23 protein-coding genes are annotated in these 20095 nt (G+C 59.0%); 9 read left to right on the top strand and 14 right to left on the bottom strand.

The window, feature by feature from the left end:
• Nucleotides 1–12 precede the first annotated feature (12 nt).
• Entirely contained in the window at nt 13–840 is an 828-nt protein-coding gene (locus ACR3FB_RS13140) for a DUF6473 family protein (RefSeq protein WP_480565687.1), read from the bottom strand.
• Nucleotides 841–1013: 173 nt separating this feature from the next.
• Between ACR3FB_RS13140 and ACR3FB_RS13145 the strand changes: the two genes are divergently transcribed.
• A complete protein-coding gene (locus ACR3FB_RS13145) occupies nt 1014–1889 on the top strand; it encodes a 3-hydroxybutyryl-CoA dehydrogenase (RefSeq protein WP_480565689.1) in 876 nt (291 codons plus the stop codon).
• A gap of 74 nt (nt 1890–1963) precedes the next feature.
• On the opposite strand, the gene ACR3FB_RS13150 is transcribed toward ACR3FB_RS13145, so the two are convergent.
• The 8 genes from ACR3FB_RS13150 to ACR3FB_RS13185 are packed head-to-tail and all read right to left on the bottom strand — an operon-like array spanning nt 1964 to nt 7674.
• The gene (locus tag ACR3FB_RS13150; RefSeq protein WP_480565691.1) at nt 1964–2863 is read right to left on the bottom strand and encodes a lysophospholipid acyltransferase family protein; all 900 of its coding nucleotides are present in this window, start codon (nt 2861–2863) and stop codon (nt 1964–1966) included.
• 40 nt (nt 2864–2903) lie between these two features.
• The gene (locus tag ACR3FB_RS13155) at nt 2904–3173 is read right to left on the bottom strand and encodes an HPr family phosphocarrier protein (protein ID WP_170380425.1); all 270 of its coding nucleotides are present in this window, start codon (nt 3171–3173) and stop codon (nt 2904–2906) included.
• Nucleotides 3174–3189: 16 nt separating this feature from the next.
• Complete coding sequence (locus ACR3FB_RS13160; protein ID WP_170474049.1) at nt 3190–3582, bottom strand: PTS sugar transporter subunit IIA; 393 nt, start codon at nt 3580–3582, stop codon at nt 3190–3192.
• Complete coding sequence (gene rapZ, locus ACR3FB_RS13165; RefSeq protein ID WP_480565694.1) at nt 3579–4460, bottom strand: RNase adapter RapZ; 882 nt, start codon at nt 4458–4460, stop codon at nt 3579–3581. Before rapZ ends, ACR3FB_RS13160 begins: the two co-directional genes overlap by 4 nt.
• The gene (locus ACR3FB_RS13170) at nt 4457–4927 is read right to left on the bottom strand and encodes an HPr kinase/phosphorylase (protein WP_480565696.1); all 471 of its coding nucleotides are present in this window, start codon (nt 4925–4927) and stop codon (nt 4457–4459) included. Before ACR3FB_RS13170 ends, rapZ begins: the two co-directional genes overlap by 4 nt.
• A 3-nt stretch (nt 4928–4930) precedes the next feature.
• Entirely contained in the window at nt 4931–6649 is a 1719-nt protein-coding gene (locus tag ACR3FB_RS13175) for a sensor histidine kinase (RefSeq protein WP_480565698.1), read from the bottom strand.
• 32 nt (nt 6650–6681) lie between these two features.
• A complete protein-coding gene (locus ACR3FB_RS13180) occupies nt 6682–7386 on the bottom strand; it encodes a response regulator transcription factor (RefSeq protein ID WP_170380430.1) in 705 nt (234 codons plus the stop codon).
• A 21-nt stretch (nt 7387–7407) separates the two neighbouring features.
• A complete protein-coding gene (locus ACR3FB_RS13185; RefSeq protein WP_425085651.1) occupies nt 7408–7674 on the bottom strand; it encodes a hypothetical protein in 267 nt (88 codons plus the stop codon).
• Nucleotides 7675–7734: 60 nt separating this feature from the next.
• Between ACR3FB_RS13185 and ACR3FB_RS13190 the strand changes: the two genes are divergently transcribed.
• The 3 genes from ACR3FB_RS13190 (at nt 7735) to ACR3FB_RS13200 (ending at nt 10543) form a co-directional block, all read left to right on the top strand.
• Nucleotides 7735–9333: a phosphoenolpyruvate carboxykinase gene (locus ACR3FB_RS13190; RefSeq protein ID WP_425085650.1), complete on the top strand. Its 1599-nt coding sequence runs from the start codon at nt 7735–7737 to the stop codon at nt 9331–9333.
• A 343-nt stretch (nt 9334–9676) separates the two neighbouring features.
• Nucleotides 9677–9967 (top strand): hypothetical protein, encoded by a 291-nt coding sequence (locus ACR3FB_RS13195; protein ID WP_170380432.1) that lies wholly within the window; start codon nt 9677–9679, stop codon nt 9965–9967.
• 111 nt (nt 9968–10078) lie between these two features.
• Complete coding sequence (locus ACR3FB_RS13200; RefSeq protein ID WP_480565700.1) at nt 10079–10543, top strand: hypothetical protein; 465 nt, start codon at nt 10079–10081, stop codon at nt 10541–10543.
• Nucleotides 10544–10547: 4 nt separating this feature from the next.
• Here ACR3FB_RS13200 and ACR3FB_RS13205 read toward each other — a convergent pair whose 3' ends face one another.
• Nucleotides 10548–11312: a sulfite exporter TauE/SafE family protein gene (locus tag ACR3FB_RS13205; RefSeq protein WP_480565702.1), complete on the bottom strand. Its 765-nt coding sequence runs from the start codon at nt 11310–11312 to the stop codon at nt 10548–10550.
• A 144-nt stretch (nt 11313–11456) separates the two neighbouring features.
• Here ACR3FB_RS13205 and ACR3FB_RS13210 point away from each other — a divergent pair, with 144 nt between their 5' ends.
• From ACR3FB_RS13210 to ACR3FB_RS13220, 3 genes are all read left to right on the top strand, one after another.
• Nucleotides 11457–13148, top strand: a complete 1692-nt coding sequence (locus ACR3FB_RS13210; protein ID WP_480565704.1) for an acyl-CoA dehydrogenase family protein — start codon at nt 11457–11459, stop codon at nt 13146–13148.
• A gap of 208 nt (nt 13149–13356) precedes the next feature.
• A complete protein-coding gene (locus ACR3FB_RS13215; RefSeq protein WP_480565706.1) occupies nt 13357–13905 on the top strand; it encodes a hypothetical protein in 549 nt (182 codons plus the stop codon).
• Nucleotides 13906–13948: 43 nt separating this feature from the next.
• On the top strand, nt 13949–14341 hold the full coding sequence (locus ACR3FB_RS13220; protein WP_480565708.1) for an META domain-containing protein: 393 nt from the start codon (nt 13949–13951) through the stop codon (nt 14339–14341).
• Here ACR3FB_RS13220 and recO read toward each other — a convergent pair.
• Nucleotides 14325–15050: a DNA repair protein RecO gene (gene recO, locus ACR3FB_RS13225; protein ID WP_425085644.1), complete on the bottom strand. Its 726-nt coding sequence runs from the start codon at nt 15048–15050 to the stop codon at nt 14325–14327. The two genes, ACR3FB_RS13220 and recO, sit on opposite strands and share 17 nt — an antisense overlap.
• A 140-nt stretch (nt 15051–15190) precedes the next feature.
• On the opposite strand from recO, the gene ACR3FB_RS13230 reads away from it, so the two are divergent.
• Together ACR3FB_RS13230 and trhA are read left to right on the top strand one after the other, a co-directional pair.
• On the top strand, nt 15191–17476 hold the full coding sequence (locus ACR3FB_RS13230) for a fatty acid cis/trans isomerase (protein ID WP_480565710.1): 2286 nt from the start codon (nt 15191–15193) through the stop codon (nt 17474–17476).
• Between the two features lie 122 nt (nt 17477–17598).
• On the top strand, nt 17599–18267 hold the full coding sequence (gene trhA / locus ACR3FB_RS13235; RefSeq protein ID WP_425085642.1) for a PAQR family membrane homeostasis protein TrhA: 669 nt from the start codon (nt 17599–17601) through the stop codon (nt 18265–18267).
• Nucleotides 18268–18274: 7 nt separating this feature from the next.
• On the opposite strand, the gene ACR3FB_RS13240 is transcribed toward trhA, so the two are convergent.
• The 3 genes from ACR3FB_RS13240 to era form a co-directional block, all read right to left on the bottom strand.
• Nucleotides 18275–18598, bottom strand: coding sequence for a SemiSWEET transporter (locus ACR3FB_RS13240; RefSeq protein WP_425085641.1), 324 nt, complete (start codon nt 18596–18598; stop codon nt 18275–18277).
• 104 nt (nt 18599–18702) lie between these two features.
• On the bottom strand, nt 18703–19032 hold the full coding sequence (locus ACR3FB_RS13245) for a DUF1491 family protein (RefSeq protein ID WP_170494055.1): 330 nt from the start codon (nt 19030–19032) through the stop codon (nt 18703–18705).
• Nucleotides 19029–19937 carry a GTPase Era gene (gene era, locus ACR3FB_RS13250; protein WP_480565712.1) on the bottom strand — a complete coding sequence of 303 codons (909 nt, stop codon included), beginning with the start codon at nt 19935–19937 and terminating at the stop codon, nt 19029–19031. Before era ends, ACR3FB_RS13245 begins: the two co-directional genes overlap by 4 nt.
• Between the last annotated feature and the right edge of the window lie 158 nt (nt 19938–20095).

A 20095-nucleotide genomic window follows, 5' to 3' on the forward strand; every position in this document is an offset into this window, starting at 1 on the left:
GGCGGGCCTTTTTCAATGCAAATCACGGATCGATCGGGAAAGCGCTTCTGCGATCCGACGATGGGTCGCCGGGCCGATCATATGTTCGGCCATAGGCTGCTGAAGGGTCCCGAACAGCATATCCTCCAACTCATCCGATTCGCCGGAGATCCGGACTGACATCGAAACGACATCCGCACCGAACGGACGCAGTGCGTCCAACATCTCGGTATCCACAAAGACCGGTTCACAGCCCAGCGGTCCGGCGACCTCATGGGCGATCTCGCCATCGACCTGCAGGTTCAGCAAAACGACCGGAGGCCGGATCTCCTGTAGAAAAGCGCCAAGCGTCTCGACCCACTTTTTGCGCAACTCGTGGGTGACGATTTCGAAGCGTGCGTCCGAATAGGAATGCAACAGCCCCAGCAAGTGACGCACAAAATGGACGTCCGTAAAATCCACCTCAGGGTAAAGCGTCAGCAGGTCCGGTGTAGGAGACAGAAACCGGTCATTGCGGCGCGGATGCACCCCGTAAAAGCGATTCGATTGCCCCAGCGCCCCCGGCAATTGCAGCACGCAAAGATCGGAATCATTCGCCAGCTCAACCAAGGTGGAATCGCCGCACAGCGCCTCAACGCCACAAAGAAGACTGCCAAAGTTGACGCATTTGCGGTCCAGCAAGCCTTCGAGAATCGCGGCATAGGGGTGCTCAACGAACCTCCCAAAGGTCTCATCCCCTCCGATACATGCCAGATAGGAGCCGTCCAATGCGCGCGACGGCCCCCGGAACCGTAGTTTTGACTCCCCATACTGACAGATGCTGTCTTCGGGCACTGCTGCGCCCGTTTGATGATAGCTCATATCACTCACCCAATTTTTCACCCGGTTGCCATCTTGCCGTCGCAAGTCTTGCGAAATTGCTAATGCGCGGATTTGAGGCAAATTTGACCGGTCTGCAGACCTCGGATGCCTCTTGCCGCCCGCCCCAAACTGCCGGTAATGTCGCGGCGAGCTGAGAGCAGAGGCACCAGAGCATGGAAATCAAATCGGTCGGAGTGATTGGCGCAGGCCAGATGGGCAACGGGATCGCGCATGTTCTGGCCTTGGCGGGCTATGACGTGTTGGTCAATGACGTCAACAAGGACGCCCTGGACAATGCCGTAAAGACGATCGAAGGCAATCTAGCGCGTCAGGCCTCACGCGGGAAGATCTCGGACGAGGCTGTGCAGGCGGCTTTGGGGCGGATCACCACAACGCTGGAATTGCCGCGTCTGGGCCAGACCGATCTGGTGATCGAGGCCGCGACCGAGCGTGAGGCGATCAAGCAGGCGATCTTTGAGGATCTGCAACCGCATCTGCTGCCGCATACAATCCTTACATCGAATACATCCTCGATCTCGATCACACGCCTGGCCAGCCGGACCGACCGGCCGGAGCGTTTCATGGGGTTCCACTTCATGAACCCGGTGCCCGTCATGCAGCTTGTCGAGCTGATCCGGGGAATTGCCACCGACGAAGAGACCTATAACGCCTGTAAGGCCGTAGTCGACAAACTGGGCAAAACCGCCGCCAGCGCCGAGGATTTCCCGGCCTTTATCGTGAACCGTATTCTGATGCCGATGATCAACGAGGCGGTCTATACGCTCTATGAAGGAGTGGGGAGTGTTCAATCCATCGACCAGTCGATGAAGCTGGGCGCCAATCATCCGATGGGGCCGCTGGAACTGGCCGATTTCATTGGGCTCGACACCTGTCTGGCCATCATGAACGTGCTGCATGATGGGCTTGCGGATACCAAGTATCGCCCCTGTCCGCTGCTGACGAAATATGTCGAGGCTGGATGGCTGGGGCGCAAGACCCAGCGTGGATTCTACGACTATCGCGGCGACGTGCCGGTTCCGACGCGCTAATAGGGGGCCGGCCCCCTCGCCCGGATTTCATCCGGTCTCACCCCCGGGATACTTTAGCCAGATGAAGGAGCGGATCAGCGCTTTGCTATGCCGCCCAAGGACATCGTGTGGTTTCGTAGCCACGCCATGAATCCACGCGGGTCGCGTTCGAGCAGCTGCATGTCTTCGCCCGAGATCGGCTCTCCGATCACCGGGGATTGGGGCTTGTTGCACGAGCGGACGATCTCGTGCAGCAACAAGCCCTGCCGCAGGATCGGCGAGAGTTTGTTGGCGATCTGATAGGCGCGCGAGTTGCGGCCGGGGAAGTAGATCGGCACCACGGTCGCGCCTGAACGGCGTATCATCTTGGCGGTGAAGACGTTCCATTCGCGTTCAATCGCCGGCCCGAACCAATCATCCGAGGACATCACTACACCCGAGGGGAACAGGGCGACCACGCCGCCCTCTTTCAGGTGGTCCATCGCCTTGGTCCGCATTTCCAGCATTTTGGTTTGCGCTTCAGGATCATGCGGGAAGGGAACCGGGATCATAAACGAGGTCGCGGCCTCATCCAAGCCAGTCAGAACCGAGCGGGTCAGAATACGGTAGTCGCTACGGACACGTCCAATCAGTTCAGCGAAAATCATGCCGTCCACCATGCCATGAGGATGGTTGGCGACAACGACAACGGGGCCGGTTTTGGGAATACGTGCGATCTGTTCCTCGGGTGTGGTGAGGGTGATCCCCATCGTCTTGAGCGCCCCACCCCAGAACCGCTGGCCGCGATACTGCTCGTTTTTCTTTTCGAATTTATTGACCATCCGAAGAATGGTCAGCTTGCCAGTAAACCATTCGATGGCGCGGATTGCCGTCGCGGTCCAGGCATCGTCGAACGAATTGGCATAGGTCAGGGTTCTACGGTCGTAGACCTCGCCCTGATCTTCGGTCCCGTCTACAACGGGGCCTGTCTTGGTGTCGTGCGTTGTTTCCGCCAATTCCTGGTCTTCCCGTTCTTCCTGTCCCGGCGGGGTGGCTTTAGAACCCCTCGCCGAACTTGTCGTTCACAAGCGTTTCCAAGGCTTCTGCCAATGCCTCAGCATCCGGCCCGGAGGTCTCGACGTCAATAGTGGTTCCGCGCGAGGCTGCCAACATCAAAAGGCCCATGATACTGTCGCCTGATGCAGAAAGTCCGTCCTTGGAGACTTCGGCACTGGCATCGAAACCTTCTACCACCTCAACCAGCTTGGCCGAGGCACGGGCGTGCAGGCCCTTTTCATTGATGATTTTCAAGCTTCGATTGGTCATTTCAATACGTCCGGTCCTAATCCAACGTCACATTTTGCGCATTGATGTACTTGCGTCCAGCCTCCATCGCGTGACGCACGGCATCGGCTACAGGCAAGTGGCGACTTTTGGCCAGTTTGATCAGCATGGGAAGGTTCGCGCCATACAAAATGCGCCGATCCTGCGGCGCACAGGCCCGGAGGCTGAGGTTCGACGGGCTGCCACCGAACAGGTCCGTGACGATCACCACACCGCCGCCCATATCAACGTCGTTTGCGGCACGGCAGATTTCGGCCTGCTTTTCATCGCGGTCATGATCGGCTTCGATCGCGATCGCGACGAGGCCGGGCTGCGGCCCGACAACATGCTGCATGGCGGCCAGATACTCTTTGGCCAACCCTCCATGCGCTACGATCACTATCCCGATCAATCCGGCCTCACATTCAATGCGCGTCGTTCCATCTCGCGGTGCCTAATTGCCACCTGCTGCCCCCTGTCTGCAAGGGCTTTCGCAACCGCCTCGGCCAAAGCGACAGATCTGTGCTGGCCACCGGTACACCCGAAAGCAACCGACAGGTGCGCTTTGCCTTCGGCGCGAAAGGCTGGTAGCAAAATGTCCAGCATTCCGACCACCCGGTCAAAGAACGGAGCGTAGTTCTTATCGGTTTGGACATAGCGCGCCACGTCAGCGTTTCGACCGTCGGCGGTACGCAATTCGGGCCGCCAATAGGGATTGGCCAGAAAACGGCAATCGAACACCATGTCGAGGCCGCGCGGCAGGCCGCGTTTGTAGGAAAAAGACTCGATCGAGACCGCAAGATGGCGGCCACCCTGTGGGGCGAACCAATGTTCGACCTCTTCACGCAGTTGGTGAACATTCAGGGCGCTGGTTTCGATCAAGGTATCGGCAATTTCGCGGATCGGGGCCAGCAGTTCTTTTTCCTGGCGCACGCCGGTTTCAGGGCCCGCGTCCTTTGCCACAGGGTGGCGCCTGCGAGTTTCCGAGAAGCGGCGCAGAAGAACATCATCACTGCAATCCAGATAAAGGATGGTTAGGTCAACCTGTTCCATACGGCCCAGCTTGGCGGCCAGTTCGATGAAGCCGATGGTCGAGAAATCCCGGTTACGCGCATCAATCCCCAACGCCATGGGTCGATCATCCCTCGCGCCTTCCAACAGGCGCGTCAGCAGGCCCATGGGCAGATTGTCTATCGCCTCGAACCCCAAATCCTCAAGCACGTGAATGGCTGTTGATCGTCCTGCCCCGGACGGGCCAGTCACCAGAACGATCCGCCGTTGCGCTGTCATGTGCTGGTCCATTCCGGGTCTACGCGCCCCATTTTAAGCAATTGCATCAGTGCTTCGGCCAAATTGGGCACGCCGGCGCCAAACAACAAGGGTACATAGTGCCCCAGCAACTGCAAAGTAACGGGTTCTGGCAGGCGGGTGGTTTGCGTCTGGTCCATGTCGATCACATAACCCAAGGCCACCGGGCCGCAAGGGGCGGCGCGCAACAGCCCTATGCCACGCGCCTCGATCAAGCCCGCAATCCGCTGTGGTGCGTCGGCAATCACCGCGCCCTCGTCCCGGCGCAGATCGACTCGGTCGTCGGCAACCAGATCGGCCCCAAAGGCCATCATGCGAAGGGCGAGTGAGGATTTGCCCAACCCCGAGGCTCCAATGATCAGCAGCCCCCGCCCCTGAACGGCGACACAGGTCGCGTGAATACAGGCCCTGTCTTTATCCGCGATGTCTGAAAGCGTCTGACTGCTCATGTCCTACACAGGAAGCCCCACGACGAAACGCGCTCCCAGCGGCTCCGAGGTGACATCGGCTTCGGTCGGTCGGATATTCTCGGCCCAGATCACGCCGCCATGAGCTTCGACAATTTGTTTCGAGATCGCCAACCCGAGACCGGAGTTGTTGCCAAAATGCTCCTCGGGGCGCTCAGAGTAGAAGCGTTTGAAGACCTTGGTCAGAGCCTGTTCCGGTATGCCGGGGCCTGTGTCTTCGACGACAACCAGCACGCGGTGGTCTCGTTGACGCACCCACACACGTATTGCGTCGCCGTCTTCGCAGAAGGAGATCGCGTTCGTGATCAGGTTGACGAAAACCTGCGCCAAACGCGCCTCAAGCCCATTGATCACGATCGGGTCTGCTGGCAGGTCGGTGGCGTATTCGATGCCCTTGGACTTAGCATCTTCTCCCAGAAACTGACCCAGATTGTCCAGCAATTTCAGCAGGTCAAAGGGCTGCTCAGCCTCTTTCACAAGCTCCGCATCCAGCCGCGAGGCGTTGGAGATATCACTGACAAGACGGTCCAGACGTCGCACGTCGTGTTCTATGACGCCCATGAGCTTTTCACGCTGATCGTCGCGCTTGACCATCCGCAGCGTTCCCACAGCGGATTGGAGGCTGGCCAGCGGGTTCTTGATCTCATGCGCCACGTCCGCTGCGAATTGTTCATTTGCGTCAATCCGATTGTAGAGCGCCGTGACCATGCCCCGCAGCGCCAGGCTGAGGCGACCAATCTCATCAGGGCGGGCGCTCAGATCCGGGATGCGGATACGGCCCGGATTAACGCCTGTACCCCGGTCTTTGCCCATCTCGGCCGCGGCGGCCAGATCGGCCAGCGGATTGGCAATGGTCGACGCCAAAACAAGGCTGAGACCGACCGAGACCAGCAGAGCGACAACAAACATCTGCAGGATCCGCTCCTGCTCGCGCCGGGCCAGCGCGTCGATCTCACCTGCCGGGCCGGTTATGGCAACAGCTCCGACTGTCGTGTCGTTGAACACGATGGGAGAGGCGGCAACGATAACCGTCTCATCCATCTCGTCCTGAACGGCCTGCACCTGCGTTCTGCCGCCAAGCGTATCGGGGATGATGGATTGCACCCGTTGGGCCAGCGTCGGGGCCTCGTCAGTCGTTGACCAGTTGAACACCCGGGATACCCCGGTCCAGACCGCATTTAAAGAGTCACTGATAACGGTGCTTCCAGTTTGGATATCCGCCTCTGACTGCAAGATGGTCGACAGATCAACGGCAACTGAGGCACCCCGCGTCCAACCGATCAACGTGCCGCTGGCGTCGTAAACAAAGACCTCGCCACCTTCTGGTAGACTTAACCCGGCCAGAGTATCACCCACATCCAGCACCCGCGGATTTTGCGCGCCCGCGGCTGCGTTCTGACGGATCTGAGCCTCGAACACGTTGCTGACCAGCTGTGCGTCGCCCATCAGGTTGCGCGCGGTTTGCTGAACCTGTTCCTTCCGGGAATCGTCCAGATACAAAAGACCGGTCACGAGAATGACCAAGGCAATCAGGTTGAAGGTGACGATCTTGCGCGCCAAAGGCGAGCCGCGCAGAGAAAACAAGTTCCTCCGCGACCGCTTCTCTCGCAGTTCGGCAGACTCGGGGTCTTGTGGGATAACCCAGTCATCCCCGATTACGACATCACCGTCGTGCAGCTCGTCAGATTGGTCAGTGTCACGCACGGGACCACAATACCTTCAAACGGGGCGCGTGCCTATTCTTCGTTGTAGCGGTAGCCGATGCCATAGAGCGTCTCGATGGCCGAGAACTCAGGATCAGCGGCGCGCATCTTCTTGCGAAGGCGTTTGATGTGGCTGTCGATGGTGCGGTCGTCGACATAGACCTGATCGTCATAGGCCACGTCCATCAGCTGGTCGCGGCTTTTGACGAAGCCTGGGCGTTGCGCCAAGGCCTGCAGAAGCAGAAACTCGGTCACGGTCAGTGAAACATCATTGCCCTTCCAGGTCACCGCATGGCGCAGCGGGTCCATCCGAAGCTCACCACGCTCCATAACCTTCGCATCACCAGTGCTGACCGCAGCGCTATCGCCCTCGGTCGCTTCCTGACGACGCAGCAAAGCGCGAATGCGTTCGACCAGAAGGCGCTGCGAAAACGGCTTCTTCACATAATCATCCGCGCCCATGCGCAGACCCAGAACCTCGTCGATCTCGTCATCCTTGGAGGTCAGGAAGATAACCGGCATCTGGGTTTTCTGGCGCAGCCGCTGCAACAGGTCCATCCCGTCCATCCGCGGCATCTTGATATCCAGAACAGCCATATCGGGCAGCTTTTTATTGAAAGCATCCAGCGCAGCCTGACCGTCATTATACGTTTCAACCTCGAAACCCTCAGCTTCGAGCGTCATGGATACCGACGTCAGAATGTTTCTATCGTCATCCACCAGTGCAATCTTTGACATTGGGGTCACCCCTATTCCTGCTCACATACGCAATAATACGCTTTTTTGTAGGATATTGTTGGCGGTTTTAAGGCGCCGAATCAATCCGTAACCACGAATCAAGCCTTTCTTGCGGCAGTTCTGCGGCAAAAATGCCTTGCCGACCGCAAAATGCTGCCCGGTTTTCCGACAGGAAATTTGTGATGGCGCTAAACCTAGACTTGGTTGCGCTAACTGCGTCAAAGCCTCCTGTTCATGCCCCAAACGACCATGATAAGAGGTCGCCTGTCCGCCGGAGTCCTCCGGCATGATTGCCCCAAGAGCGCACCGGGCCGAACTGCCTCCGCGCCGCCACAGGAGAAGACACACATGACATCTGGACGGGTTAACCCGCAATTCCGCCTCGAAGATCAGGGCATCGAGGGTCTGGGCAATGTCTATTACAACTTCATGGAACCGGCGCTGATCGAAGAGGCGCTGAAGCGCGGCGAAGGCACTCTTGGCAATGGCGGGGCCTTTCTGGTCACCACCGGCAAGTTCACTGGCCGTTCGCCCAAGGACAAACACGTCGTCAAAACCGACAGCGTCGCCGACAGCATCTGGTGGGAAAACAACGCCGCCATGAGCCCCGAAGGCTTTGACGCACTGTACGAAGACATGCTGTCCCATATGAAAGGCCGGGACTATTTTGTGCAGGACCTCGTTGGCGGGGCCGATCCGACCTATTCGATCAACGTGCGCATGGTCACCGAGCTGGCCTGGCACAACCTGTTCATCCGCCACCTCCTGCGCCGCCCTGATCGCGAAGATCTGGATGATTTCACGGCTGACTTCACCATCATCAACTGCCCCAGCTTCCAAGCGGATCCCGCCAAGCACAACTGCCGTAGCGAGACTGTGATTGCACTGAACTTCGACCGCAAGCTGATCCTCATCGGCGGCACCGAATACGCGGGTGAGAACAAAAAGTCCGTCTTTACCCTGCTGAACTACATGCTGCCGGAAAAAGGCGTGATGCCGATGCATTGCTCGGCCAACCACGCCGTTGGTAACCCGGTCGACACGGCTGTGTTCTTCGGCCTGTCCGGCACCGGCAAGACCACCCTGTCCGCCGACCCGGCGCGCGTGCTGATCGGTGACGACGAACATGGCTGGTCGGATCGTGGTACGTTCAACTTTGAAGGCGGCTGCTATGCCAAGACCATCAACCTGAACGCCGAGGCCGAGCCCGAGATCTACGCGACGACCTCGAAATTCGGCACGGTGATCGAGAACATGGTCTTCGATCCCGAAACCAAGGAACTGGATTTCGACGATGACTCCCTGACTGCAAACATGCGCTGTGCCTACCCGCTCGAGTATATCTCGAACGCATCCAGCAGCGCTCTGGGCGGTCATCCCAAGAACATCATCATGCTGACCTGTGACGCGTTTGGCGTACTGCCTCCGATCGCGCGGCTGACACCGGCGCAGGCCATGTATCACTTCCTGTCGGGCTTCACCTCTAAGGTAGCAGGTACCGAGCGTGGCGTGACCGAGCCGCAACCAACCTTCTCGACCTGCTTTGGCGCGCCCTTCATGCCGCGCCGCCCCGAGGCCTATGGCAACCTGCTGCGGGACAAGATCGCCCAGCACGGCGCGACCTGCTGGCTGGTCAACACAGGCTGGACCGGTGGTGCCTACGGGATTGGCAGCCGGATGCCGATCAAGGCAACCCGCGCCTTGCTGACTGCTGCGCTGGACGGTTCGCTGGCCGATGCCGAGTACCGCAAGGATGCCAATTTCGGCTTCGACGTGCCCGTCTCGGTTCCCGGAGTGCCTGAGGTTCTGCTGGATCCGCGCCGCACTTGGGACGATCAGGTTGCGTTCGACAAGCAGGCAGAGAAGCTGGTGCAGATGTTTGCGGAGAACTTTGAACAGTACATTCCGTTCATCGACGAAGACATCAAGGCTGTTGCCATCGGCTGACCTGAATCAAGGGCGCTTCGGCGCCCTTTTCTATGCCTGAGTGTTCACCTTCCGGTTACCGCGCGGAAACAGCATATACAAATGCGTTGTTCCGAAGTTTCCGATACGCTACAGTCAACACATTAAATTGGCCCGGAGCTTTTGCACCGGGCCGAATCTTAAAATAACCTTTGGGCAGCTCATGCGCGGACACTCACACCAGCGAATTGGGCAACCTAATGACGACGCTAGTCTAAGTAGATGGGGTAAAGTGTCAATATGAAACCAGCCAGACACCACGGTGTTTGGATATATTTCCAGGTTTCGGCTTTGGCCGCGTTGGCACGAAAAAGACAGGTAAGATATGACCGAAATCTCGAAACTCACCGAACTTCGCAAGCTCATGCAAAGCATGGAGCGCACACTAGGCCTTGAACAGCTTTCTCCGGTCGAGCGCGACATTTATTACGCGGCCGAAGAACTATCGAAAGCCGATCAGGAAGTCCGGACATTCGGCTTGATCGAACACACTCTGGTCCAGAGCGTTTCGCGGCCCACCTTTTTCCGCGCGCTGAAGTCGCTGGTCGAAAAGGGTTATCTGTCGCAAAGCGGCACAGCCAATCGCGGACGGTATATCGTACATGCACCAAGGTGACGCCGCGCCCCGGCAGATCAACGGCTGATCGACGTGCGCAAGTGGGCCTCGGAAACAATTTTTGCCTCTTTGGCCTATGTGATCGCATCCTTCCTCACTTTCGAGGTCCTTATGCCTTTGCAGAACTTGTTCTTTCCCGAATATCCAAGTCGGGCTAGTCTGCTGTTTCTGCCACATGGCGTGCGCGTTTTATCCGCGTGGCTATTGGGCTGGAGGGCGATCTTTGCCCTTCTTCCCGGTGTTTTCATCGTTTTCGCAGCACTCGGCGGCAGCGATGTATTCTTGCCCAGCCGTCTTATGGCGATGGCAATCGCAGTAACAACGGTTCCCGCGGTCTTCTATCTCTGCAAATGGCTCGGCTGGGATTTGTTCCCACGCGCTGACCGCAAACCCTGCTGGATCTGCATCATGGGCGTCGGCGTTGTGACCTCATTCCTGGTCTCGGGGCTGACGAACCTGGCCTTCGGCAGTGCGACCGCTGAGTACATAGCCTTTCTGATCGGAGACGTCTCAGGCCTGTTCTTCCTGATGCTCGGCCTCTATTTCGCGTTTCGCTTTGCGGACAAGCGGGCGTGATCTGCTAACTGAACAGACCACGGCGGACAAGGTTCAGCCCAGCGACCAACAGTACCAACAGGGTGATTTTCCGAAACAGGGCCTGATCAATGCGGTCCTGCAACCGCATCCCAAGCCACAACCCTGCAAGGGCTGGTACGACCAATACAGCCGAGAACGGCGCCGTCTCTCTGTTCAGTATCCCTGATCCGATATGTGCCACTGTCAACGCAATAGCACCCAAACCATAGATCACGCCCTGCACTCTCAACTGCTCTTGCTTTGGGGTGTTCAGGGCCGTCAGATACGCCACGGTCGGAGGCCCCCATACGCCCGAAATCCCACCGACAAAACCCGCAATTACGCCGAAGATCGCTTCGATACGCGCTGATGCTTCCTTGAGGGAAAAGGTGACCCCGAGGATCTGCAGCAATGCAAAGGCTGTCACCGGAATGCCGATCAACATCAGGAAGGTCGAGGCCGGAACCAGCGTCACCAACTGCGCTCCGATCAGCAGAAAGATCAAACCAACGCTCAGAAAGACCCGGAACCGCCGGATCGAGGCAATAGCCGCCCGCCCCCCTTCCTGCAGCGCCTGAACGCCGTTGGTCACGACGGTTGAGAAGATAAGACCGGCAACCGCGAGCTCAGGCGACAGGAACATGCTCAGCCCCGAAACCAGAACCATCGGCATCGCGAAACCGACCATGCCTTTGACCCATCCGGCTAGGCACGCAATCGCAGCAGCCAGGGCAAGATCGGTCGGAGAGAGTGTGGAAAACAATGTCATGGCGTCTAGATATCACCCTGTGCGCTCTCTGCACTGCAAAAATGCCAAGGTAATATTTGAACTTTCTCGCTACGTAATAAGTATTTTTGTTGCGCTGCACGTGCAGCATGATATGACCAGACGACGCAAAAGAGGACGTGATTCATGGCCCATGACGGACAGGATATGACCCAGATGACGACAGCTGCGATTTTGCCGGACCTTCTGGCCCTGACAAAGGCCGCTGTACCAGCGGTTGAAGCTGTATTTGAGCGCGCGCGCGATTCGGTGCGGTCCATGGTCGAGGCTGACGGTCGCATCTCGGGTGCGTTGATCGAGGCGAACCAGACAGCTGCTCACGGGCTGGCATGGCTGGCGACCTATCATCAGTCCCTTGCACAGATGCAACGCTGGGCCGAAGCGCTTGAGGCGGACGGCAAGTTTGGCGAGATTGAGCAACTGCTGCACCAGATCGCCTTTGGTGAGTATCTGCATCAGGTCGCTGGCGGTATCCCCATGAACCAAGGCGAAGTTGTCCGCCTGCAGGATCTGGGGCTGGGCTGGGACGCTCTGTCCGGGTTCCAGACTTCTGAGATCCAGACGCTGATGGCGCAGGCCAATACGCAAGCCGCGCGGTCTCGCCTTGTCGCCCTGATGGAAGACCAGGCCGGAGCCACCATGTTCGGCGCGTCGGGTCTGGACGAAGAACTTGAGATGATCCGTGACCAATTCCGCCGTTATGCCGTCGAAAAGGTCGAACCGCACGCCCATGACTGGCACCTCAAGGATGAACTGATCCCGATCGAAGTCATCGAAGAACTGGCCGAGATGGGCGTTTTCGGCCTGACCATCCCCGAAGAGTTCGGCGGATTCGGCCTGTCCAAAGCTTCGATGTGCGTGGTGTCCGAGGAGCTTTCGCGTGGCTATATCGGTGTTGGCTCTCTGGGCACGCGCTCCGAGATTGCGGCTGAGTTGATCATCGCAGGCGGCTCGGATGAGCAAAAAGCAAACTGGCTGCCGAAGCTGGCAAGCGCTGAAATCTTGCCGACCGCCGTGTTCACGGAACCCAATACCGGCTCGGATCTGGGCAGCCTGCGCACACGCGCGGTCAAAAACGCCGATGGCGACTATGAGATCACCGGCAACAAAACGTGGATCACCCACGCGGCCCGCACCCATGTGATGACCCTGCTGGCACGCACCAATCCTGACAGCACCGATCACCGGGGCCTGTCGATGTTCCTGGCCGAAAAGACACCGGGCACGGACGAAGCCCCCTTCCCCACCCCCGGCATGACCGGCGGTGAGATCGAGGTGCTGGGCTATCGCGGCATGAAGGAATACGAGCTGGGATTCGACGGCTTCCACGTGAAGGGTGAAAACCTTCTGGGCGGCGAAGAAGGCAAAGGCTTCAAGCAGTTGATGGAGACTTTTGAATCCGCCCGCATCCAGACCGCCGCCCGCGCCATCGGCGTTGCGCAAAGTGCGCTGGATATCGCGATGCAATATGCGCAGGACCGCAAGCAGTTTGGCAAATCGCTGATCAACTTCCCGCGCGTTTCCGGCAAGCTGGCGATGATGGCGGTTGAGATCATGATTGCGCGGCAGCTGACCTATTTCTCGGCCTGGGAAAAAGACCACGGCCAACGCTGCGATCTAGAGGCCGGTATGGCCAAGCTGCTGGGCGCGCGTGTGGCCTGGGCCGCGGCCGATAACGCGCTGCAGATTCACGGCGGCAACGGCTTCGCGCTGGAATACAAAATCAGCCGCGTCCTGTGCGACGCGCGTATCCTGAACATTTTCGAAGGGGCTGCCGAAATTCAGGCACAGGTCATCGCACGGCGTCTGCTGGGCTGACCGAAATTCGGCAACTTCATTTCCCCAACTGAACCCGGCGCCCGCGCCGGGTTTTTTTCTTGACTTGCTTATATTGTGCACGGCGCTAACCGTGTGTCCCACAAAGCCAACAGAACCGATTCTGAACACTCTTCACTGCAACTTCCCCCTTCCCGATCCCGCGCAGATCACTTACACGACCTCTCGAAACCCGGACGGAGAGACCAACGTGATACGCCTGACCGCGCTGCTTGCTGCCTTGGTGATGCTGACCCTTGGGGCTTGCGCTCCGTCTTCGACTGTTACACGGGCGGATGTCGATGGGCTGGCGCTTGAGATCCGCAACCTTGGCCCCAATGTCGACCCGGCCGAGGCCCGCCGCGCCGCAGAAATCTCGTACAGCTATTCGCAACAATTGAAGCGCGACTGGAACGTGACGGATTCGCCGATCGTTCACAACGCCAAGGTCATCAACGGCTTTCGTGACTATGGCCTGTGCAATGACTGGGCGCAGGCCATGACCCGGCGCTTGCAGCAAGAGGACTTTCAAACGCTGGACGTGCATTGGGCCACCTCTCCTCCGACCACGTTCCGCATCATCCACCATTCGGCAGCGATCAGCGCGCGGGGAGACAGCCTGAAGGACGGCGTGATCCTTGATCCCTGGCGGCAGAGCGGCGACCTGTTCTGGGGCGAGATCTCAGAAGACGACCGTTACAACTGGCGGCCCCGGCTGGAGGTGCGCGAAGAACTGATCTCAGCCAGCGTAGGCAGCTGAGATTCCGGTTCAGCCGCACCCGAAGACACGCTAGATTGTGCCCATGCTACGCCTGACCCTCGTTCTGCCCTTGATGGCCCTGTTTCAATGCGACCGCGACGAAACCGTGGCGGCCTATGGCGCGTCTGACCGGTCCTGGGTGCTGCGAGAGATTGATGGGCAGCCGTTTGAGGCCAGCGTCATACTGCAATTCCCCGAAGAGGGTAAGATCGCGGGCAATGCCCCCTGCAATAGCTACAATGGCACGCTGAACGCGCCCTATCCTTGGTTCGCGATCAAGGACCTTGCCGCCACTCGCGCCGCCTGTGCCGCGCTTGAGGCCGAGGGGGTTTATTTCGCCGCCCTGTTGGCGATGACCCAATCCGAGGTTTCCGGCGATGTGCTGATCCTGCGCAATGAGGACGGGCACGAGATGGTGTTCAAAGCCGCCGAGTAAGCCTCTCGATGAACCGCGCCCGCGCCTCGGGCGGCGGATGATGGCCCAGCGCGGGCGCAACGCGGTGTTCCATGAAATACCCTGTCGTATTCAGCCCCTGCACGATCTCAGAATCCGGGGCCGTCCCTTCGCCCCTTAGACAGGGCGGCAGGGGCAACAGGCGGTCGACCCACTCTCCGGCGCCCTCAACACTGACGGCCCGACCGGTTTTGGGCGAGACATAGACCAGCCCCTCGGTCGCGCCGGTTACAGCGCAGGAGGACAGATCGAGGCCAAAGCCCAGATCCTCAAGCAGCGCAAGTTCCCACCGCAGATAGGCCAACGGCCAGATCTCATCTTGCCCCAGCAGATCCATCAACTGCTCGGTCTGGGTATAGATGGCGGGATGCGGTTCCCGCTCGGGCAGGCAAAAGGACAACAGCGACACCACGGCGTTAAGCCCCGCCAGCGCCAGACGCCCGGAAAACGCCGCTGCCGCGCGCGAGCGCAGAGGTTCGACCTGGAAAGTGCCAATATGTTCCTCAAGCCGCGCACGCCACAGCACGTCCAGTTGCGCGCCTGGCTGCAGGATCGGCGCGATCTTGCGGCTGGTTCCCCCACGCACCACACCCGCATGACGGCCATGGGCCTCGGTGAAGACCTCGATGATCGCAGCCGTTTCACCGTGGCGGCGCGTGGTCAGTAAAATGCCGTGATCGCGCCAGTCCAAGGCAAGCTCCGGTCGGGGTTGGAAGTCGGTCGCCTCACAAGAGCGCAACTGCACGCCGGGCGCAAGCGGGATGGGGACTCGACAAACCGGGCGCTTGGTCCAAGATTATCATTGGGCGCGCGTTGGGCGGGAGGACAAAGATGCCAGGCAGAGTTTGGGTTTTGCTATTTGCAAGCTTGATCGGCTTTGGCCCTCTTTCCGCCTTCGCTCAGGCAGACTGGTCGCAAGTCAAGCCGGTTCTCGACAAGCGATGCGTGGTTTGCCACGGCTGTTATGACGCGCCCTGTCAGGTCAAGCTGACCTCGCCCGAGGGGCTGCTGCGCGGCGGCAGCAAGCTGGCGGTTTACCATTCACAGCGCCTAGAAGATGCCCAGCCGACCCGTTTGGGGCAAGATGCCACAACGGTTGAGGGGTGGCGGGATTTAGGGTTCCATCCGGTTCTTCCACAGGCACAAGGCGAGACCAGCCTGCTTGAACGCTATCTGGCACTGGGGGCCGAAAACCCTCTGCCCCCCAACGCACCCCTGCCGGACTCGTTGGAGCTGGCGCTTGACCGCCCGTTGGTCTGCCCAACCGATCAGGAGTTCGACGCCTTCCGCGAAAGTCATCCGATGGCCGGAATGCCCTATGGGACTGCGCCACTGGCAGCCTCAGAGCATGCGCTGTTGATGGACTGGGTGCAGGGCGGAGCGGCCTTGCCTAACGCGGCTACGCCATTGCCGGACGATATCCAAGAACAGGTCACCGCGTGGGAGGCGTTCTTGAACGCTCCCGACCCGCGCGCGCTATTGATGAACCGGTATCTGTTCGAACATCTGTTTCTGGCCCGCCTACATTTCGAAGGCGATGACCCACGGCGGTTCTTTCAAATGGTCCGGTCCAGAACGCCCAACGGAGAAGAGATCGACATCATCGCCACCCGCCGCCCGTTCGACGACCCCGGCGCGGACCCTTTCTTCTACCGTCTACAACCGTTCGATGAAACCATCGTCCACAAAGAACATCTGGTCTATACGCTAAGCCCTGATCGCATGACGCGGTTTCAGGCGCTGTTCCTGCAGCCCAACTGGGCGCTGACCGACCTGCCCTCCTATGGCGATGCCGAAGGCGGCGACCCGTTCTCGACCTTCGCGGCGATCCCCGCGCGTAGCCGGTACCAATTCCTTTTGGACGATGCGCTGTTCTTTGTCCGCAGCTTTATCCGCGGCCCTGTCTGTCACGGAGAGACTGCCGTTGACGTCATCGAGGACCGGTTCTGGGTCAGTTTCCTTGACCCCGACGCCGACCTCTCGATCACCGACCCAAGTTTTCTGGCCGAGGGCGCTGCACTTCTTGAGCTGCCCGTAGCGCAGGTAGGCCAAAACTTGGGTGACCTGCACATGTTCTCGCATCAGAACCAGGCCCAGTACCTTGAGTTCCGCGATACCCGCTATCGTAACAGCCCTGCGTATCAGACCGGTTGGGGCTATGATGCGATCTGGGATGGCGAGGGAACCAACCCGAACGCCCTGATCACCGTGTTTCGGCACTTCGACAACGCCTCGGCCCTGACCGGGTTTCATGGCGACATTCCGGAAACCGCCTGGGTCATCGACTATCCGGTGTTTGAACGAATCTACTACAATCTGGTTGCCGGATATGATGTGTTCGGACGTGTCGAGCATCAACTAGCGACCCGCATTTACATGGACGAATTGCGCATGGAGAGTGAGGATAACTTCCTGACCTTCATGCCGCGCAATCTGCGGCCGGGGATGCACGAAAACTGGTACCGAGGCGTTCTGGCCAGATTGCACACTTTTTGGCACACCCGTCGCATCGACGACACGATGCCCACGGGGATCACATTTGAAACAAACGCCCCGAAGCAGGAGTTTCTTCTGCAACTTCTAGCCCGCGGCAATGGTTTGTGGCTGCTCTCCGACCCTATCAACCGATGCGATGGTGGGGATTGCGCTCAGGATGCCCTGACTTCCCTCACTAGCCAGACCGGGCCTTGGGTCAAGTTCCTGCCCGACCTTTCCTTGCTGGTGGTCGAGACAAGCGACGAGAAAGCCGAGGTTTTCACCCTGATCCACGACAAGGCCCATACCAACATAGCCTTCCTGTTTGACGAATCCGCCCGGCGAGAGCCCGAAAAAGACGTTCTGACCATTCTGCCTGAGATGATCGGAAGCTACCCAAACTTCTTCTTCAAACTGCCTGAAGCGCAATTGCCCGACTTTGTTCAGGCTGTGAAAGCGGTCGCCACGCAAGAAGACTGGATGCAGCTGGTTGCCGATTTCGGCGTGCGTCGGACCAGCGAAGATTTCTGGGCCATCAGCGATCAGATCCACACCCGTTTTTTGAAGGATAACCCAATCCAGGCGGGCATTCTGGACCTCAACCGGTACAAAGACCCAAAGCTCGGCGAAGATCCGACCTGAGCATTGCGGTTTGATGAAGAGGGGATGAAAAACACCCGCCAGCGCCGCAAGCTGTGGCACCCACACGAGAAGTTCAGCCCGGTAGACTTGCCCTAGGACGGCAGCGGACCTACCCTTCTGCTATGCGATCTTTTGCACATATCCGGCCAGCCTATAGCCGGGCCGAGCGCATCAGTGACGGAGTTGTACATGTTCTGGGCCTGTTTCTAGCCCTTATCGCGGTTCCCATTCTGATTGTCATGACGATGTTCTATCGAGCCGACCCGGACGCGGTCATGGGCGCGTCGATCTACGGTGTGACGCTGATCCTGATGCTCAGCTTTTCTGCGCTCTACAATATGGTCGTCAGCGACCGATGGTCAGAAGTTCTGCGCAGGCTGGATCACTCGGGCATCTATGTGAAGATCGCAGGAACCTACACGCCTTTCCTGCTGCTGTCCGGAGCGCAAGCCCCGGGGCTGATGATCGGCCTTTGGTCCTCGGCGACGCTGGGGTCGGTGCTGAAAATGGTGGACCCGCACCGCTTTCGCTGGATCGGGCTGGTCTTGTATCTGGGAATGGGCTGGGCTGCCGTCTGGAGCGGGCATGCCTTGCTGGACGAGCTGCCGCCCTCGGTATTCGCCCTGATGATTGCCGGAGGGGTAGTCTACACCGCAGGCGTCATCTTCTACCTGTCCGACTGGATGCCCTATCACAATACGATTTGGCATGTTTTCGTTCTAGCAGGCAGCGTACTGTTCTTCGCCGCCGTATCGCTGCGGGTGTCGCTAGAGCCGCTGGTGCTAGGCTAGAACCCCCTCAGAACGTCAGGCCCGCGTGCATCAGGATACCAATCACCATCAACAGGTTGAGGACCATCGAGATCCCATTGCCTACATAAATCGGTAGCTTCCCGACCACCAACCCGTAAGCAAACCACAGGAATGACAGCGCAGCATAGAGCGACCAGGACAAAAGCGACTGGCCAGTGGCGTGTTGCGAGTGGGTGAAAAACAGCTTGATCAGCTGCGGCAGCGTGGCAAAGGGACCGACGACACCAATGAAGACCATGAAGCCTTCGAATCGCTGCATCCAATGACCCAGGTTCGATTTTTCAAGTTTCTCAGCGAGTGTTTCAGCCACGCCAACACCTGACCTTTTTGCGGTTTTCTCAACGATCAGCCTGTGCCGACCTGACCTTAAAACTAGACGGTTTGGGCCGCCTGTCCAAGTCCCTGTAAGTGGGGCTATTCCAGACCCTCTTCATCCAGTAAATGCCGCCCCTGCCGGTCTTCGACCTCGATCACCCATAGATCAGGGTCAAAGCTGCGCTGGCGTTGGATGGCCTCGTCCACATCACCCTCGGCGCCGCTAGAGAGTTCTACCCATTTGCGCGCGCCGCTCATCAGGTCAAAGCTGCGTTGGAAGGCCACCGCCATCCCATCAAGCGTGTTGAGCTTGACCAGCACCGCACCCGCCGTGTCGTCGCCATGCGCAACCACAAAGGCCGGGATCTCCTGAAACCGCAACCGCGCCAGATAGGCATGGACCCAGAAGTCTGCGGTCAGACGGGTCATGCGTTGCCGTCTTTGAAATCCAGTCCCATTTCCGAGTACCGCTCGGATTCCTCCAACCAGTTGGGCCGGACTTTGACCTGCAGGAACAGGTGAATCTTGCGGTCGAGGAACTCTTCCAATTCCGCCCGCGCGGCCTGGCTCACGGCCTTGATCGTCTCGCCCTTTTTGCCCAGCACGATGCCCTTGTGGCCGTCGCGCATGACGTAGATGATCTGATCAATCCGGGCCGAGCCGTCTTTGCGCTCTTCCCAGTTCTCCGTCTCGACGGTTAGCTGATAGGGCAGTTCCTGGTGCAGGCGCAGGGTCAGCTTCTCGCGGGTCATTTCGGCGGCGATCATGCGCAAGGGCAGATCGGCGATCTGGTCTTCGGGATAAAGCCAAGGGCCTTCGGGCAGCTCACCCGCCAGCCATTTGCGCAGGTCGTCGACGCCGTGACCTTTCTCAGCCGAGATCATGAAGGTCTCAGCAAAAGGGTAGCGTTCGTTCAGGTCACTGGTCAGCGCCAGCAGCTTCTCTGAGGGCACCTTGTCGATCTTGTTGATGGCCAGCGCAATCGTACGGCCCTGTCCGATCTCTTCGAGACCTTCGAGGATCCGCTCGACGCCTTCGGTGATGCCGCGATGGGCCTCGATCATCAGGACAACCACATCCGCATCAGCCGCTCCACCCCAGGCGGCAGCAACCATGGCGCGGTCCAGACGGCGGCGCGGTTTGAACAGGCCCGGCGTATCCACAAAAACCAGCTGCGCATCGCCTTCCATCGCCACGCCACGGATGCGGGCGCGGGTGGTCTGCACCTTATGCGTCACGATCGAGACCTTGGCCCCGACCATGCGGTTCAAAAGGGTGGATTTGCCTGCGTTTGGCTCTCCGATCAGGGCGATAAATCCGGCGCGTGTGGTCATGTCTGCTGCGATCCTGTTTGCAAGTGCGCACCCCTATAGCAGAATGCCCGCGCGGGCCAGAGGGTTTTGTCGCATTGCGATCCGTTGTGCGCAGTGAAACTGTAGCCATACGCCACGCCGATGACAGCCAGGCGAGGATTTCATCAAAGAGGCAAATC

Source organism: Ruegeria sp. AO1, assembly GCF_056535985.1.